This window comes from Acinetobacter sp. YH12120 (genome assembly GCF_013418795.1).
GTDB lineage: Bacteria > Pseudomonadota > Gammaproteobacteria > Pseudomonadales > Moraxellaceae > Acinetobacter > Acinetobacter towneri.
The window spans coordinates 39,412-56,897 of sequence record NZ_VPBI01000010.1 but is presented as its reverse complement, the minus strand read 5'-3'; the positions used below and the strand labels follow the sequence as shown (position 1 = coordinate 56,897).

Below are 17,486 nucleotides of genomic sequence, written 5' to 3'. Positions count from 1 at the left end.
AGCAACCATGTGCTTCTTTTTAAAATTCAATATTTTAGATTAGCTGTGACTGACTCGGCGCTTCTCAATTAATTTGCCAAAAAACAAACCAATTTCAAACAGCATCCACATCGGAATGGCAAGCATGATCATCGATAAAGCGTCTGGCGGTGTGACAAACATGGCCACAAAAAAACAGCCAACAATAATAAAGCGACGTTTTTCAACCAAAGTTTGCGTAGACACGACACCAATCATAATCAGCAAAAGTGTGACAATTGGAATCTCAAAGGTAAAACCAAAAACCAAAAACAGCTTCAAACAAAACGTAAGATAGCTATTAATGTCGGTCATCGGGGCGACTGTTTCAGGGGAAACGCTAATGAAAAAGTGCAGAATGGATGGCAAGGCGACAAAGTAAGCAAAGCTAATTCCGATATAGAACAAGCAAATACTGCCGATCAGCAAAGGCAGCGCCAAACTTTTTTCTTTTTCATATAACGCTGGTTTTGCGAATGCCCAAATCTGATACAAAATAAATGGCATCGCAATGAACAGCGCGACAAAAAAGTTTAGTTTAAACGGCGCCATAAAGGTTGCGGTAACATCAGTCGCAATCATGGTTGATGTATGTGGCAACTGTGCACGTAATGGTTCCGACAATACTTGATAAGTTTTATTGGCAAAGGGCAATAAACAGAAGAATAAGGCAAGAATAAGCCCTACAATTTTAAAAAGATGATTACGCAGCACCATCAAGTGCTTGGTAATTGGCATTTCTTCTAATGCGGCTTGCTCTGCCTTCACAGGCAAATGTGAAAGCTCAGAAGCGTTTGATTGGCTCATACTGCAACCTTCATTTCAGTATAGGGCGCTGTAGTATGTTGTAGCGCAGATAAATTTGAATGTGATGTCATTTTAGTTTTAGGGAGTAACACCGCAGAGGTTTTTTCAGTATTTAAAACCAAGGTGTAATGATGCTGTTGTAAGGTATTTTTTGATACGGCATGCGGGGAATGTGTGCTTTTTGCAGTTGTATCTTCAAATATTTTTTCTTGCTGCATTTCATGCATTTGTGCTTGCATCTTTGCTTCAAGTTCCTGAATACGCGCCATTTCTTGCTGCATTTGCTCGCGTAATTCAGATAAACGCAATTCGCGGTCAATGTCATTTTGAACATTACTGACCATACGTTTAATTTTAGCGTACCACTTGCCGACAAAACGCGCTGCTTCAGGGAGTTTTTCAGGACCCAGCACCAATAATGCAATGATGCCGAAAATCAGCAGTTCCGTCATTCCAATATTGAGCATAATCTCAAACCCTCAGCCTTAATGCTTTACAGTCGAATTTACATCACTGCTATTGGCTTGATGTTCAATCGTACGAGGTTCTTTCAGTTGCGCCGCTTCTGCCTCATCATCTTTTATTGATTTTTTAAAATCTTTGACCGCGCCACCTACATCTTTACCTAAGTTTTTAAGCTTAGATGTACCAAATAATAAAATGACCACAATTGCAAAAATCAGCACGTGCCAAATAGATAATCCTGCCATGATTTAGACCTCTCAATAGTTGAGCCTATCTCAACAGGTCTGTATGACAATGCGGTGACGAATGTGTTGCGATTTGACGACAAGGGATGTTTGACCTGATTTGTAAAGCTTGAAAATAAAACAGCCCGTGTTTGAAAACGGGCTGTAAGATCAATCACATCTGTTAAATCTAAGCTTGTAAACTTGCTTTAAACAGTTGCATCGCCTGACCACGGTGACTGATTTTATTCTTTTCTGCTTTCGACATTTCTGCGCTCGACACTCCCAATTCAGGCAACCAAAAGAGCGGGTCATAGCCAAAACCATTTTCACCACGAGCTTCTGCTAAAATCTCGCCTTTCCAAATACCTTGGAAAATTTGTGGTAATGGATCATCGGCATGTTCAACCAAAGCCAAAACACAAACAAACATACCTTCAATTGCTGCGCCGTCTTGACGTAGTGGTTTGAGTTTATTCAAAAGCTTTTCATTGTTGGCTGCATCATTGCCATGTTCGCCTGCAAAACGTGCAGAATAAATCCCCGGTGCGCCGCCTAAAATAGGCACACATAAACCAGAGTCATCTGCAATGGCAGGCTTTCCTGAAATTTTTGCGGCATGGCGTGCTTTTAAAATGGCATTTTCAACAAAGCTCAAACCATCTTCAACAGCATCTTCAATATTTAGTTGACCTTGCGGAATCACTTGCACAGGCAAGTCTAATTGCGCAAACAGGGTTTCAAATTCTGCAATTTTTCCCTTGTTATTGCTTGCTAAAACCAAAGTACCTTGAGCACGCCAATCAGTTGCAGCCATAATTCAGATCTTAATTCAAAATAATCTTGGATATTTTAACGGATTTTGCAGACTTAAAAGTTTAATCTTAGATAGATTTGTTTTAATACATACCAATTATGCTGAGATATAAAAAAATAGGGGAATCATGATGAGCAAAATTTCAGAGATCTACCGTTATTCGAGTCAGCACCGTACATTATTGCAGCAAAGTGAGCGTTCTGGCTGTTTTTACTGTCTGGAAACTTTTGCTTATAGCGAAATTGAAGATTGGTGTGATGATGAGCAAACCGCAATTTGTCCGCATTGTGGTATAGATGCGGTATTAGGTTCTGCTGCAGTAGAAGAATTCAGTCCTGAACTGCTACAGGCCATGCAGGCAGTTTATTTCGGATAAAACAAAAAGCACCCGAAGGTGCTTTGAGATCACTTCAAACGTAGTTAAATTTATTGCGCTTGAATCCATTGGTCTGCGCGGTCACGTGCTTGACGAATTTGTTCTTGAGTTAAGTTAGCTGCCAAAGCGGTTTTCTTACCTTCAGACAAAGAAATTACTTTATTGTCGAGCATGCCATCACGGGTAGATAACTCATACCACTGATACGCACCCATATAGTTTTTCTTTTGTTCTTCCATCATGGCAAGGTTAAAGCTGGCACGGTTATCACCACGGCTAGCCGCCTTTTCAAAATATTGACGTGCTAAGACTTCGTCTTTTTTCGTGCCAATACCATCTGCCAACATACGACCTACATTTAATTGCGCAGCCGATAAACCTTGATCTGCCGCAGCTTTGTACCAAGCAAACGCTTGACGGCTGTCTTGTTGAACGTCTTTACCTTGTTGATATTTTGTCGCTAAGTAAAATTGTGCGCCTGCCTGACCTGATTTGGCTGCTTTAATCAAGCCATTAGTATCCATGGTTGAATATCGAGCCGCTTGGCTCGCTACAGAAGATGACGGTGAAACATAATCTGCATGGGCTTGAATGCTCAACAGTCCAACCAATAGCGTGGTGCTTAATAATAGTTTTTTCATAGAGCGCTCACTCGATAAATTGCGACTTCACCAAACAAATTAGGCAGATGCTTACTGAGTAAACTATCTTGTTGATTCCCATTCACGGCAAGTCGGTTAATGATGCGAATATTATTTTCAGCACAAAGTGCCTCAAAATCACGAAACGTACATAAATGAATATTTGGGGTGTTGTACCACATATAAGGTAATGCATCTGAAACAGGCATTTTTCCTTTTAAGGCAAGAAAAGAACGAGTCTTCCAATGCGCAAAGTTTGGAAAGGTAATAATCGCCTGTTTACCCACACGTACCATATCTCTTAATAATACGTCAGGTGCATCTACTGCTTGCAAGGCTTGTGCCATGACCACATAGTCAAAAGACTGGTCGGCAAAACGGCTAAGCCCCAAATTCAAGTCTTGTTGGATGATATTTAACCCGCGACTGATCGCAATTGCAATCTTTTCTTGATCAATTTCTAATCCGTATGCACGAATATTATGCTGTTTGCTCATGTGTGCCAACAGTTCACCATCGCCACAACCCAAATCCAGTACTTTAGAATTGGGTTTAATCCACTTTTCGGCAAGTTGCTGATCAAGACGCATTACACGGCCTCCTGTGGGGTTGCTTGAAGATGTTCTGTTCCACCTAAGAAAGCACGCATGGCTTTCACGTACAGTGGAATTGGGAACAAGAACGAGTCGTGTCCTTGTTCAGCATTAATATCTAAATAGCTGACAGGTTTATGATTGCTAATTAGCGCATCCACAATTTCCTGCGAACGCTCAGGGCTAAAGCGCCAGTCGGTGGTAAATGACACCACTAAAAACTTGCATTTTGTATTCGCCATGGCTTTTTGTAAGGATTGCTCGTATTCACGTGCAGGATCAAAATAATCCAGTGCCTTGGTCATAATTAAATAGGTATTGGCATCAAAATTACGGCTAAATTGTTCGCCCTGATAGCGCAAATAGCTTTCGACCTGAAATTCGACATCAAAACCATACATAAATTTGCCTGATTTTAAGTCACGACCAAATTTCTGTTTCATGGCCTCTTCAGACAAATAGGTGATATGTCCGACCATGCGTGCCAAAATCAATCCACGTTTTGGATAGCTGTCATGTTCCAAATAACGCCCATGATGAAAATCTGGGTCAGATAAAATGGACTGACGTGCGACTTCGTTAAAGGCAATATTTTGTGCAGACAGTTTTGGCGCACTGGCAATAATTACGCATTTTTTCAGACGGTCAGGATAATCTACCGACCATTGCAAAGCCTGCATACCACCCAAAGAACCGCCAATAATTGAATACCAGACCTCAATGCCTAAACGGTCAGACAGCATGGCTTGGGTTTTTACCCAATCTCGCACCGTAACTAAAGGGAAGTCTGGGCCATAAGGACGGTTGTCATTTTCAGGGTTGGGCGATGTTGGGCCTGTAGAGCCGTTACAGCCGCCAATATTGTTTAGCGCCACCACAAAGAAACGACTGGTATCAATGGCTTTTCCTGGGCCAATACAGGCATCCCACCAACCTGCTTTTTTATCATCGGCATGATGATAACCCGCAGCATGGTGATGCCCTGATAGTGCATGACAGATCAGAATCGCATTGGATTTATCGGCATTTAGCGTGCCATAAGTTTCGACCATGAGTTCAAAGCGGGGCAGAACACGACCGCATTCGAGTTCTAAAGGTTCTTCAAATTGGAATTTTTCTGGAACAACAATACCTACTGAGTCAGCTGGAAAAGACACGGGAATAATTCGCCTTAAATCCTGAGGATGAATAAATAAAAGGATACCACTTGGGGTATCCTTTTCAAAATGCTTTTACATGTTAGCGCAAGATTATACTGCTGCTGCAACTACTTGATCTGTGCTTAATACGCCTTGTTCAATCAAGCGGTTGGTGCAGGCAATAATTGCATCAATAGATGAGGTCACGATGTTGTCATGTACCCCTGCACCAAAGGCAGATTTACCTGTGCCTTTGACTTGCAACTCAATCAATGCCAACGCTTTTGCATGTGCGCCAGAGCTAATGCTGCGTTCTTCATAATTCAAGACATCAATTGGTAATTGAAGTGCATTCAAAATTGCTGAAATTGGGCCATTGCCTTCACCGCGTAAGCGTTGCGTTTCGCCGTTCACGACCACATCTAACTCAATGACTTGATTGCCATTTTCATCAGATAGTTTGTAGTTTTTGGTCGCATAGTGCGCATCTTTTACTGCAACGTAAGTGTCTTTAAACAAGTTCCAGATTTCGCTTGCGCTAATTTCAGTGCCTTGCTCATCGGTACGTTGTTGCACAATTTGTGAGAATTCGATTTGTAAACGACGCGGCAAAGTCACGTTGTAGTTCGATTCTAACAAGTAAGCAATACCGCCTTTACCCGATTGTGAGTTGACACGAATCACTGCGTCATAGTCACGACCTAAATCTTTCGGGTCAATTGGCAAGTAAGGCATATCCCAAATTTCTTCATTTTTCTGGAACTCAAAACCTTTCTTAATTGCGTCTTGGTGTGAACCAGAGAATGCAGTAAAGACTAAGTCACCTGCGTACGGATGACGAGGGTGTACTGGCAAGCCTGTGCATTCTTCAACTGTTGCAATAATTTCGTTGATGTTTGAGAAATCCAACTCTGGTGCAACACCTTGGGTGTACATGTTCAACGCAATCGCAGCAACGTCTACGTTACCTGTGCGCTCACCGTTACCAAATACACAACCTTCTACACGGTCTGCACCCGCCATGATGGCCAATTCAGAAGCGGCAATACCACAACCACGGTCATTGTGACAGTGTACTGAAATGATCACACCATCACGACGCTCAATATTGCGGTGCATCCATTCAACTTGGTCTGCATACACGTTTGGTGTAGACACTTCTACCGTTGCAGGCAAGTTTAAAATGACTTTATTGGTTGGCGATGCTTCCCAAATTTCAGTTACCGCATCACAAACATCTTTAGCCACTTCTAACTCAGTTGCAGTGAAACATTCTGGGCTGTACTGGAATACCCACTCAGTTTCAGGCTGTTTTGCTGCATATTCTTTTACTTTGGTTGCAGCGTTGATGGCCAATTGTTTGGCACCCGCAACATCTACATTCAAGACTTTTTGGCGGAAGGTAGGCGAGTTGGCATTATAAATATGCACAATTGCACGTTTTGCACCTTGTAAAGATTCAAAAGTACGTGCGATTAAATGGTCACGTGCTTGTACCAATACTTCAATATATACGTCATCTGGAATATGACCTTCTTCAATCAATTTACGGGTGAAATCGAAGTCAACTTGAGATGCCGATGGGAAACCAATTTCGATGTGTTTAAAACCAATTTTCACAAGCATTTGGAACATTTTGAATTTTTGTTCTATGTTCATTGGCTCAAAGATCGCTTGGTTACCGTCACGTAGGTCGGTACTCATCCAAATTGGCGCTTTGGTAATTTCGTTATTTGGCCATTGGCGGTCTGGTAAATCGACACGCTGGTACATACGACGGTATTTTTTGCTTGGATCTGCCAACATCATGTGAAAACTCCTTGAATAGTAGCGGTTGCATCGCGTGGATAACGGCAACTTACTATAAATATAGATTGTGTCTATTCTATCAATTTACAAGCTGTTTTCAGGAGGCTATCGCTAAAAGTAGAATCATGGCACTTGTAAACCAATATCTGTATGTTAATCGATCTGCAAGCGTAATAATTCCCTGTTTTTTACATATACTGCATGTGCTGTGAAATATTTTTCTGCTATTGGCTGTTTTGGTGATAAATATAACCGCTGTTGATTTGTTCGATGCAGCTTGTTCCCATAAGTGCCATTGTGACCTCAAATTCTTCTTTTAATAGCTTAATGCTATGCGCTGCCCCTAGCGCGCCTGCAACTGCCAAGCCATAAATATACGGACGACCGACCAAAACCGCACTTGCTCCCAAGGCTAGTGCTTTAAAAATATCTGTGCCACGACGAATCCCACTGTCTAATAAAATTGGGAAATCGTGCGATAAAATTTTTCGCATCGTGCCTAAAATTTGAATTGGGCTGACCGCGGTATCTAAAATTCGGCCACCATGATTAGACACAATAATACCGTGTGCTCCGTACTGATATGCCTGCTGCGCATCGTCAGGATGTAAAATACCTTTGAGTAAAATAGGCAGTGGACTGTGTTGTAGCAACCAAGCAATATCTTCCCATGTGGCAGCCTGCTGCATCAATCCATCAAAAAGAGGGTGCTGATTTTCCTTAAGCGGAGTGGTATTTACAGATGATTGATATACCGCCCGAATATGTGCAGGCAATTGAAAAGCAGCGCGACGTTCCCGATCTCGAATGCCCATGTGCGGTGCATCAACCGTGAGTACAATGGCTTGATAGGCATAGTGTTGCGCTTGAAAAATCAAATCCAAAGCAGCTTTACGACTGCCTTGCCAATACAGTTGAAACCATTTTGCCGCGCCCGAAACCTGATTCAGTGTGCTCATTGAAGTGGTACTTAAATGACTGAGAATCATGGGGGCTTGTAGGGCGGCTGCCGCTTGCGCTGTAGCAATTTCCCCCTGTGGATGAAACAGTTGTTGGTAAGCCACGGGTGCTAAAAAAATTGGGTGTGGATACTGTTCGCCCAAGAGCTGAATTTGCGTATTTGCCCCTGCAAAAGTATTTAAATGACGGGGCAATAATTGAATATCGGCAAACGCACGTAAATTGTTGTTCAGACTATATTCATCGCCTGCAGCGCCTTCTAAATTGGCCCAAGTGGCTGCATCTAAATGTAATTGCGCCTGTTTTTGATAGTCGGCAATGGTGTGTAAATGTGGCGGGATGTGATTCAAAGCTGCCAATGGCGTGGTATTCATAACTGACTCCATTGACGAATCAGATTGTGATAATGTGCGGTTAGTGCCAATACTTCTGCTGTATCTCCAAGTTGTTGACGCAATTGCAAAATAGTCATATCTAAATTGAACAACATACTGCGTTGCCAGTCATCTTTGACCATACTTTGACACCATGTAAATGCTGCAATTCTTTGACCTGCGGTGACAGGTTCGACTCTATGTAAACTGGTGGCAGGGTATACGATGGCATCGCCTGCATTGAGTTTAACCGCATGGCTACCGTAACTATCTTCAATGATCAGTTCACCGCCCTGATATTCTTCAGGCTCACTTAAAAATAGGGTCATGGATACATCGGTGCGAATCGGGCGTCGTACTTGTGCACAATATTGCACGGCATTATCGACATGATTGCCATAAGTTCCTGTGTTTTGATAACAATTGAACATGGGTTGCAGAATGTGCAGCGGCAAGGCAAAGGACTGCAATAAAGCCTGTTGTTTTAGTGCACTGAGGATGTCTTGTGACAGAGTTACATAGCTCGGATGCTGCAGGTCAAATTGTAAATTCTGTTTAATTTTCTGTGCTTGAGCCCCTGCACTGAGTTGACCATTTTGCCATGCATCTGCGGTGTCCAATTCAGCACGAATTCGTTGGACTTGAATTTTGCTGAGGACCTCTGGAATGTGAAGCATCATACCGATTCTTCCTGAAAAAGTTTGAATTCAAACTGCTGAACATTCTACAGCGTTGTTCGGCATGCAAAGTTCGAGCAATAGATGGTATGAAAAATAATCTATCGCTCGAATCTAAATCTGTAGCCTGTTTTAAGCGGGCTACTACAGATTTGCTATAACTTAGAACTTGTAGTTTAAGCTGATTGCTGCCGAGCGTGGCTGCCCAAGCACGACGCGACCACCACCATTGTTTAGCGTGCTGATGTATTCTTTATCGGCAAGGTTATAAAGGTTTAAATTTAACGAGGCATTTTTGTTGAAGTTGTAGCCTGCCAATGCATCAAACACGACATAGCCTGGAATATTTGGCATGTTGGCTGGTGCGTTGCTGTCAGTCACAACACGGTTTTGTTCATCGACATAACGCGCGCCCAAACCTAATTTAAAGCCCGCCCAGTCGTAGGTTGACCATAAACTTGCAGTCCATTCAGGCGACCAACGTTCCGATAAGGTTGTGGCACTCGTTGAACGTTGATTGAGTTGTTTCACTTTCATGTGCGCAACGCCTGCAGACAAATTCCAGTTTTCGGTCATTTGACCAACGGCACTCAACTCAATGCCATCGACCCGTTTTTTACCCTCTTGTACAGCAAGCTGAGAAATTGGATCTATAGTCGATTGATTTTCATTTTCTGTACGATACGCTGCAGCAGCCAAAGCCAGCTTGCCTTGTAGTAACTCCCATTTGCTGCCTACTTCATAATGATGGGTTTCTTGAGGCTTGGCATTGATTGCGTCATTATTGCCCGATTCAGACAGGCTAAAGTTGGCGCTGCCGGGCGGAGTCAGCGATTTTGCATACGCAGCGTAAATGCTGCTATTTAACGTAGGCTTATACACAGCGCCAAGTTTCCAACTGAACAGCGTATCGTGGGTGCTCAGATCTGTGGCCACCAAAGCATTTCCCCCACGTGGCAGAGTAAGCCCTTGATAATCTGTTTCATAATAATCGACCCGTACGCCACCATTCAGTTGAAAACGCTCCCCAAATTTTAGAGTATCAAATAAATATGCGGCTGCCGTTTGGGTTTCACCATCGGTATAACCGCCATTATAAATAAGCGCTGGCATGGCTTGATTGCGGTCTGGGTGATAAAGATTGGCCCCCGGTGTATCGGCAGTGGCTTCGCCAGGCATCTGGGTTGCCATGAGTTTGCTAGATTGCTGTTCTTTTAAAAACTCCATGCCTGCAACAACATCATACTGTACTGCCCCCGTTTTGACACTCCAGTTTAAAGTGCTTTGATTGGCCAGAATTTTATTTTCTTGATCGACGCCTTGGCGGGAGCGGTTCACTTCCCATTCGGCAGGGTTTGATGAACCATTGGTTCGAAGACCATTTGCACCTGTATTGATGCCTGTTAAAACCCGATTCATGTGGGTTTTCGCTACACGGGTGATATTGGTCAGTTTGAGTTGATCGGTTAAATCACTTTCAATTTTTGCGGTGAACATATCAGCATCGACATCTTCATAGTCATTGACATGGCCATAAAAATTCTCCCGATTGACTTTAGGCGCAGTGGCTAACAGTGAATCGGTATTGTAAAAGCCTTGCATGCCCACAGTTGGAATGCCACCATCTGGAATATTGCGTTGTCTGATGTGTTGAGAATATAAATACAGGCGTGTGGCAGTATTTAATCCAAAGGCAATAGAAGGGGCGATGGCATAACTATTGTTTTCAATATAGTCGCGTCCTTCTATGCCGCCTTCTTGACCCATCACATTCAGGCGAAAGGCGGTATTAGGATTGATGATTTGGTTAATATCTGCAGAAAGTCTTGTATGTTGTGCTGTGTTGTAAGTTGCAGAAATTTCCTGACTGCTTTCACTTTGCGGTAATTTGCTGACCAAATTGATATAACCCGATGCTGCACCACGACCCGCTTCTGAACCCGATGGGCCTTTGACAACTTCAATTTGATCAATATTAAACACATCACGGCTGATTGCACCTAAATCTCGGACACCATCAACATAGGTCGAGGTTTGGGTGGAAAAACCACGCATTTGAAAGGCATCGCCAGCACTAGTATTGCCATTTTCTCCCAATTGTAGAGTAATGCCTGGCGTATTGCGTAAGGCTTCAACCAATGACGTTGCACCTTGCTCCTGCAAGATTTCTTTTTTAATCACAGAAATTGTTTGTGGGGTATCTATTAACGGCTGAGTGTATTTTGCGGAACTTAAGTTATCTGCCTTGTATTTGCTTTCAGCTTCAGATTTAACGGTAATAGTGGGAAGCTGGGTGACGTCATCTTCAGGGTTTGCTGCATGAGCAAGTAGTGGAAGAGAGGCGGCTAAAGCCATCAGTTGCGCAGAGCGGTTGTGTTTGCGACTTTTGATCTGTGCCATTTATGGTAGTTCCCTAAATGTAAACCAACAGGAGGCCACGCTTTATTCAGCGTTTTTAGTTCAAAATGAATAAAGTGTGAAGTTGTTGTTATGACGTCTATAACAATTGTTGCTAATTGTATTGAGAATCATTATCAACAACAATGTGCGGAACGGCACTTTTTTATAATTCTTATTTGAAAATAATAATCATTATCAATATTTTTATTTAATAAAACGATGTGAACGTGAAAGGCTTGGGAGTAAAGACAGAAAACCCTGCCGAAGCAGGGTTTGAGATGAAGTTTTAAGACTTAGAAGTCATAAGAAACAGAGAGCCAGTAGTTACGACCTGCTAAATATGTACCTTCAGAACTGCGTCCGATAGATAGATATTTATATGCCTGTTGTGTATCACCATTGATATCGATGTAATCCATATTTTGGGTAAAGTCTTTATCTAGTAAGTTGTTTACCGCAGCATTAATACGAATGTGATCGTTAAATTGATAGCTTGTGCCTAAGTTAAAGAGGTTATACCCAGAGAACTCATTATTTGTTTGTACTTCAATGCTTTGTGAGCCGGCATCTGTTGGTTTGGCAGTAAAGCGAGGGCGACCAGATTGGTACTCATGTTGTAACCAAATATCAAATGCATCATTAATATGCCAAGTTGAAGTCAAGTTAAGTAAATGTTTAGCAGTTGATTCTAAAGCATACCCTTTATCATCACCTTTGGTGATTTCTGATTCTGTAAAGGTGTAGGAGGCTTTGATATCCCATTCTGGGATAATTTGGTACTGCAATGAAGTTTCTAATCCGTAAATTTCTGCTTCATCAGCATTAAAGCTTTTACTAAAAGAGGTAACTTTGTTGCTGAAGTTAGAACAGTTATTGGTTTGACAGCTAAATGTTTTAGAAATAATTTTATCTTCAACTTGGTTGAAGAATGCTGTTGCCGTTAAATTTAAAGCATCAGTCGGTTGATAATTAAAACCAAGTTCATAGTTGACTGAAGTTTCTGGATCTAGATCAGGATTTCCGAGACTTGGTGTTGCACCTTGTCCACTATAACCATTGATACCGTTATACAAATCTTTGGCTGATGGAGTTTTATAGCCTGTGCTGACGCCTCCTTTAATCGTTAAGTCATCAGTTGTATTCCATACTAAATATGCGCGCGGGCTAAACTGTCCACCAAAACCACTGTGATCTTCGTAGCGTCCACCAAAGGTAAAATAAAGGTTATCTCTTAATTGCCATTCATCTTCAGCATACAGTGACCAAGTATCTTGAGTAAATTCTTTACCAATGCCTGCGATATCATCTGCAATAGTAGTGTCTTTATATTCGGTGCCAATAGTGAGTTTGTGGTTCGCAATTGGAGTGACTAAATGTGAGTCAAAGACTAAATCAGTATTTTCTAATTTGCGGGGTTGTCCTGCAAGTGCTGGAAATGCATCCGTTGGAATGGTGCGTCCTTTAGTCTCAGTTGTATTCTGACTGATATAAGTTTTCCACAAACCGAAGTCATATTGTCCATCATGACCTGCAGCAATTTGAATACGATTAAACTCAAGTTCATCTTCATATCCTGCAATACCGCCACGAGAAATGAAGTTACCCAAACGTTGATCTGAATTGTCATATTTTTGAGTTGATGAAAAACCATCGATCCAAAAAGAGTTTTGATCATCAAGTTTAAAGTCTAATTTTGCACCGATATCATAATTATCAGCTTTGCTTGGGCGTGGGTCACGACCTGTTGAACCCTGAATACGCTCTGAACGTTGACGGTCTAAATAGCTGCCACGTAGTTGCAAACCTAAACGGTCATTGATCAGTGGTCCATTGACGACAAAACTGGTTTTCCATGAGTCTGCTTCGGCATTACTTTCCATGACATTACCGCTGACAGTGACATTCCCATTCCACTCATCAGACACTTTTTTGGTAATGATATTGATCACACCACCCATCGCTTCTGAGCCATAGCGAGTAGCCATAGGTCCACGAATCACTTCAATTCTTTCGATTGCAGCCAGTGGGGGTAAAAATCCGTTTGATGTTTCTCCAAAACCATTTGGGGTAACATCTGAAGAGGTAGTTTGACGACGACCATCAATTAAAATTAAGCTGTAATCATTTCCAAGACCACGCATTTTTATATTTAGACCAGAGGTTTTACCGACACCAGAACGTATATCGATACCAGGAACATCTGCCAGTAAGTCTGCAATGCTGGTCGCATTTTTTTTCTCAATATCTTCTTTACTGACTATACTTATAGATGCGGGTGCATTTTTTAGCTCTTGTTCAAAACCTGCCGCTGAAACCACAATTGTGGAAAGTTGGTGGGTTGAAGTCGCATCGGTAGAGGTATTTGCGAAAACAGCAGTAGAGGTTGCCCCAAGTAATGCAAGACACAGCGGGTGTAGGTTGAACTTAGCCATAAAATTATATCTCTAATATGAATCAATGATCCTAATTTAGACCTATATGGTAATTAGAATCATTCATGAAGGAGTTGGCTAATAATAATGATAAGGATTCTTATTTACAACAAGAAATATACACAAAGTTGAAAATTTACAGAAAATAGCGCTCCGATTAAAAAAATTCAGTCGAGATCAGAACGTATTTTGTATATCCTTTAATGTTGTCATATAATGTGGCACTTTTTTATAAACTGTTATTACTAACTATATCGAGGAAGCCATGCAAGTAACTTCTGAAGCGGTTTCGGGCGTTGCCCGTCGTTTAAATGTATCTGTACCGACGAGCCGTATTAACGAGCAGTTTGAAGCTCGCTTGAAACGCACTGCCAAAACTGTGAAGATCAACGGCTTCCGTCCAGGTAAAGTGCCTCTAAACGTTGTTCGTCGTGAATACGGTGCGGGTATTTATCAAGAAGTGGTCAACGACATTATTCGTGACACCGTGTTTGAAGCAATCCAACAAGAAAAAATCAATGCTGTGGGTATGCCAAACATCGAAAAAACTGAAATGAAAGACGACGCTTTAGTATATGAAGCGACTGTTGAAGTTTATCCAGAAGTTGAAGTGAAATTTGACGGTTTGGAAGTTGAACGCAAGTCTTCTGAAGTAAATGATAGCGATGTTGAACAAATGCTTGAAAACCTTCAAAAGCAACGTGCTTCTTGGGTTGAAACCAAAGGCATGGCGAAAAAAGACATGCAAGTGACTTTTGACTTTGAAGGCACTGTAGATGGCGAGAAGTTTGAAGGCGGTGAAGCTGAAGACTTTAAACTGGTACTTGGTTCTGGTCGCATGATTCCTGGTTTTGAAGATGGTATCGTGGGCATGAAAAAAGGCGAAGAGAAAGTGATTGATGTAACTTTCCCTGAAGACTACCAAGCAGCGAACCTTGCAGGTAAAGCAGCACAATTCAAAATCACATTGAAGCTGGTTGAAAAGCAAAAACTTCCAGAAATTGATGCTGAATTCCTACAAATCTTCGGTATTTCTGAAGAAGAAGGCGTAGAAAAGTTAAAAGCTGACGTTCGTAAAAACATGGAACGTGAAGTGAAAAACGGTTTACGTAACCAAGTAAAAGGTGCAACTTTTGATGCACTCGTTGCGGCAAACGAAGTTGAAATTCCGTCTGCAATGGTTGCTCAAGAAATTGACCGTCAACGTCAACAAATGATTCAGCAATTCACACAGCAGTTTGGTGCGCAAGGTGCAAAAGCATTTGACTCAAGCATGCTTCCAGATGAATTGTTCAAAGAACAAGCTGAAAAATCTGTAAAACTTGGCGTATTGGTTAGCAAAGTATTAGAAAATGCTAAACTTGAAGTAGATCAAGCGCGTGTAGATGCTTACATCGAAGACATGGCTTCTTCTTATGAAGATCCAAGCGAAGTGATTGAATACTTCAAAAACGACAAACAACAACGTTCACAAATTGAAGCTGTTGTTTTAGAAGACCAGGTTGTAGATCACATCTTAGCTTCTGCAAAAGTTACAGATACAACTGTAAGCTATGAAGACTTATTGAAAGAGCAGCAAGCTCGTCAACAAGGCTAATTTGCTTTGATACAAAAAGGCGCTTCGTGCGCCTTTTTTATTGCATCGCGGTTTTCAGTTTTTCAGAGATTGATCGCATTTAACTCAAAATATCTACGATTTAAGCCGTGAATATTTTGCAATTTAGACAATTATCCCTCATATTGTGAACATGAGTCGTGTCACAAGAATTTAGGAATAAATAACCATTATGTATGTTCCAACAATTGAAAATGCTTTAGTACCCATGGTGGTCGAACAATCATCTCGTGGTGAGCGTTCTTTTGATATTTATTCACGTCTTTTACGTGAACGTGTCATTTTCTTAACGGGTGAAGTCGAAGATAATATGGCCAACTTAATTGTGGCGCAGATGTTGTTTTTAGAAGCTGAGAACCCAGATAAAGATATTCACCTTTACATTAACTCACCAGGTGGTTCAGTGACTGCAGGTATGGCAATTTACGATACCATGCAATTTATTAAACCAGACGTCGTGACTTACTGTATGGGACAAGCAGCATCTATGGGTGCATTCCTGTTAAATGCAGGCGCAAAAGGTAAGCGTTACTGTCTTGAGAATGCCCGCGTTATGATTCACCAACCATTGGGTGGTTTCCGTGGTCAGGCATCAGATATTGAAATTCATGCGCGTGAAATTCTATTCATTAAAGAGCGTTTGAACCGTTTAATGGCAGAACATAGTGGTCAGGACTATGAAACTGTCGCAAGAGATACCGACCGTGACAACTTCATGACTGCGCAGGCAGCGAAGGAATACGGTCTTGTGGATGAAGTTTTAACAAAACGTCCATAAGTTTTAAAGATTGAGATATTGGAGTGACTATGTCCGAACATCCTCAGGGACAAAAACATTGTTCATTTTGCGGTAAAACGCAGTCTGAAGTCGGGAAGCTGATTGCAGGCGAGGACGCATACATCTGTAATGAATGTGTGGACGTATGCTTAGACTTGGTTCAGACCAGTCAACAAGTTGAGTCGGGTGATTGGGCAACACGTCCATTGCCAAAACCACATGAAATTCGTGCTGCGCTTGATCAGTATGTAATTGGTCAAGATACTGCGAAAAAAACCTTATCGGTTGCAGTATATAACCATTACAAACGCCTAAAAGTGAGCAATCAGGCGCATAAAGCAGGCGATGCTGTCGAAATCTCAAAAAGTAACATCATGTTGGTAGGTCCAACGGGTTCGGGTAAAACCTTACTTGCACAGACCTTAGCACGTTTATTAGATGTGCCTTTTGCAATGGCAGATGCCACGACTTTAACCGAAGCGGGTTATGTGGGTGAAGATGTCGAAAACATCGTGCAAAAGCTGTTGCAAAAAGCCGATTACGATGTAGAAAAAGCACAAAAAGGCATTATCTACATTGATGAAATTGACAAGATCACGCGTAAGTCTGAAAACCCATCAATTACTCGTGATGTGTCTGGTGAAGGTGTTCAGCAAGCCTTGCTCAAAATGATTGAAGGCACGGTGGCTTCTATTCCGCCTCAAGGTGGACGTAAGCATCCGCAGCAAGAATTCATTCAAATTGATACTTCAAATATCTTGTTTATTTGCGGTGGCGCATTCTCTGGTTTAGAGAAAATTGTGCAGCAACGCCAAGAAAAAGGCGGCATTGGTTTTACGGCAGACGTGAAGAAAAAAGATGAAGGCAAGAAATTGTCTGATTTATTTCGTCAGGTAGAAGCAACCGATTTGGTGAAATTTGGCTTAATTCCAGAGTTCATTGGTCGTTTGCCTGTAATTGCAACGCTAGACGAGCTAGATGAAGATGCATTGATGCAAATTCTGACCGAGCCGAAAAATGCCTTAACCCGTCAATATCAATACTTATTCGAGATGGAAAATGTCGATTTAGTCTTTGAAGATGCAGCATTACGTGCAGTGGCGAAAAAAGCCCTTGAACGTAATACAGGTGCGCGTGGTTTGCGTTCAATTCTGGAAAATGCCTTGCTCGAAACCATGTATGACCTACCAAGCCGTACCGATGTTGGCACAGTGGTAGTGACTGAAGCGGTGATTGAAGAAGGTGCTAAACCTGAATTTCAGACCGAACGTCAGCCTCAAACAGAAGAACCTGCAGCAGAAAAAATTGACTTAAAAGTATTAGACAGCAAAACTGCTTAATACGCTATTCGTCTGAAACGT

General features: G+C 41.8%; 16 protein-coding genes. 4 read left to right on the top strand and 12 right to left on the bottom strand.

Annotated elements, in window-relative coordinates; genetic code table 11:
• Positions 1-39: 39 nt before the first annotated feature.
• The 4 genes from tatC to rdgB all read right to left on the bottom strand — a co-directional run bounded on the left by tatC (position 40) and on the right by rdgB (position 2,331).
• The gene (tatC, locus tag FTU58_RS08265; protein ID WP_154320315.1) at positions 40-825 is read right to left on the bottom strand and encodes a twin-arginine translocase subunit TatC; all 786 of its coding nucleotides are present in this window, start codon (positions 823-825) and stop codon (positions 40-42) included.
• Complete coding sequence (gene tatB, locus FTU58_RS08260; RefSeq protein ID WP_019836836.1) at positions 822-1,292, bottom strand: Sec-independent protein translocase protein TatB; 471 nt, start codon at positions 1,290-1,292, stop codon at positions 822-824. The genes tatC and tatB overlap by 4 nt, the downstream gene beginning before the upstream one ends.
• A gap of 18 nt (positions 1,293-1,310) precedes the next feature.
• Positions 1,311-1,535: a Sec-independent protein translocase subunit TatA gene (tatA, locus tag FTU58_RS08255; RefSeq protein WP_004974820.1), complete on the bottom strand. Its 225-nt coding sequence runs from the start codon at positions 1,533-1,535 to the stop codon at positions 1,311-1,313.
• Positions 1,536-1,704: 169 nt separating this feature from the next.
• A complete protein-coding gene (gene rdgB / locus FTU58_RS08250) occupies positions 1,705-2,331 on the bottom strand; it encodes an RdgB/HAM1 family non-canonical purine NTP pyrophosphatase (RefSeq protein WP_004974822.1) in 627 nt (208 codons plus the stop codon).
• A 130-nt stretch (positions 2,332-2,461) separates the two neighbouring features.
• Between rdgB and FTU58_RS08245 the strand changes: the two genes are divergently transcribed.
• Positions 2,462-2,707, top strand: a complete 246-nt coding sequence (locus tag FTU58_RS08245) for a cytoplasmic protein (RefSeq protein WP_225530414.1) — start codon at positions 2,462-2,464, stop codon at positions 2,705-2,707.
• A gap of 50 nt (positions 2,708-2,757) precedes the next feature.
• Here the strand turns inward: FTU58_RS08245 and FTU58_RS08240 are convergent, their stop codons facing one another.
• The 8 genes from FTU58_RS08240 to FTU58_RS08205 all read right to left on the bottom strand — a co-directional run bounded on the left by FTU58_RS08240 (position 2,758) and on the right by FTU58_RS08205 (position 13,732).
• Positions 2,758-3,348 (bottom strand): tetratricopeptide repeat protein, encoded by a 591-nt coding sequence (locus FTU58_RS08240; protein WP_218948229.1) that lies wholly within the window; start codon positions 3,346-3,348, stop codon positions 2,758-2,760.
• Entirely contained in the window at positions 3,345-3,938 is a 594-nt protein-coding gene (gene metW / locus FTU58_RS08235; protein ID WP_004974832.1) for a methionine biosynthesis protein MetW, read from the bottom strand. The genes FTU58_RS08240 and metW overlap by 4 nt, the downstream gene beginning before the upstream one ends.
• A complete protein-coding gene (locus tag FTU58_RS08230) occupies positions 3,938-5,098 on the bottom strand; it encodes a homoserine O-acetyltransferase (RefSeq protein ID WP_180062321.1) in 1,161 nt (386 codons plus the stop codon). The genes metW and FTU58_RS08230 overlap by 1 nt, the downstream gene beginning before the upstream one ends.
• A gap of 93 nt (positions 5,099-5,191) precedes the next feature.
• Positions 5,192-6,889 (bottom strand): 2-isopropylmalate synthase, encoded by a 1,698-nt coding sequence (gene leuA, locus FTU58_RS08225; protein WP_180005718.1) that lies wholly within the window; start codon positions 6,887-6,889, stop codon positions 5,192-5,194.
• A gap of 224 nt (positions 6,890-7,113) precedes the next feature.
• Positions 7,114-8,223 (bottom strand): alpha-hydroxy acid oxidase, encoded by a 1,110-nt coding sequence (locus FTU58_RS08220; RefSeq protein WP_180044008.1) that lies wholly within the window; start codon positions 8,221-8,223, stop codon positions 7,114-7,116.
• Positions 8,220-8,903: a Fe2+-dependent dioxygenase gene (locus FTU58_RS08215; protein ID WP_180060400.1), complete on the bottom strand. Its 684-nt coding sequence runs from the start codon at positions 8,901-8,903 to the stop codon at positions 8,220-8,222. The genes FTU58_RS08220 and FTU58_RS08215 overlap by 4 nt, the downstream gene beginning before the upstream one ends.
• A 159-nt stretch (positions 8,904-9,062) precedes the next feature.
• Positions 9,063-11,300: a catecholate siderophore receptor Fiu gene (locus tag FTU58_RS08210; protein WP_180062320.1), complete on the bottom strand. Its 2,238-nt coding sequence runs from the start codon at positions 11,298-11,300 to the stop codon at positions 9,063-9,065.
• Positions 11,301-11,593: 293 nt separating this feature from the next.
• Entirely contained in the window at positions 11,594-13,732 is a 2,139-nt protein-coding gene (locus tag FTU58_RS08205) for a TonB-dependent receptor domain-containing protein (protein ID WP_179995941.1), read from the bottom strand.
• Positions 13,733-13,997: 265 nt separating this feature from the next.
• On the opposite strand from FTU58_RS08205, the gene tig reads away from it, so the two are divergent.
• The 3 genes from tig (at position 13,998) to clpX (ending at position 17,465) form a co-directional block, all read left to right on the top strand.
• The gene (tig, locus tag FTU58_RS08200; RefSeq protein WP_004974853.1) at positions 13,998-15,329 is read left to right on the top strand and encodes a trigger factor; all 1,332 of its coding nucleotides are present in this window, start codon (positions 13,998-14,000) and stop codon (positions 15,327-15,329) included.
• Positions 15,330-15,519: 190 nt separating this feature from the next.
• On the top strand, positions 15,520-16,125 hold the full coding sequence (gene clpP, locus FTU58_RS08195) for an ATP-dependent Clp endopeptidase proteolytic subunit ClpP (RefSeq protein ID WP_004974855.1): 606 nt from the start codon (positions 15,520-15,522) through the stop codon (positions 16,123-16,125).
• 29 nt (positions 16,126-16,154) lie between these two features.
• Positions 16,155-17,465 carry an ATP-dependent protease ATP-binding subunit ClpX gene (clpX, locus tag FTU58_RS08190; RefSeq protein WP_004974856.1) on the top strand — a complete coding sequence of 437 codons (1,311 nt, stop codon included), beginning with the start codon at positions 16,155-16,157 and terminating at the stop codon, positions 17,463-17,465.
• The last annotated feature ends 21 nt before the right edge of the window (positions 17,466-17,486 follow it).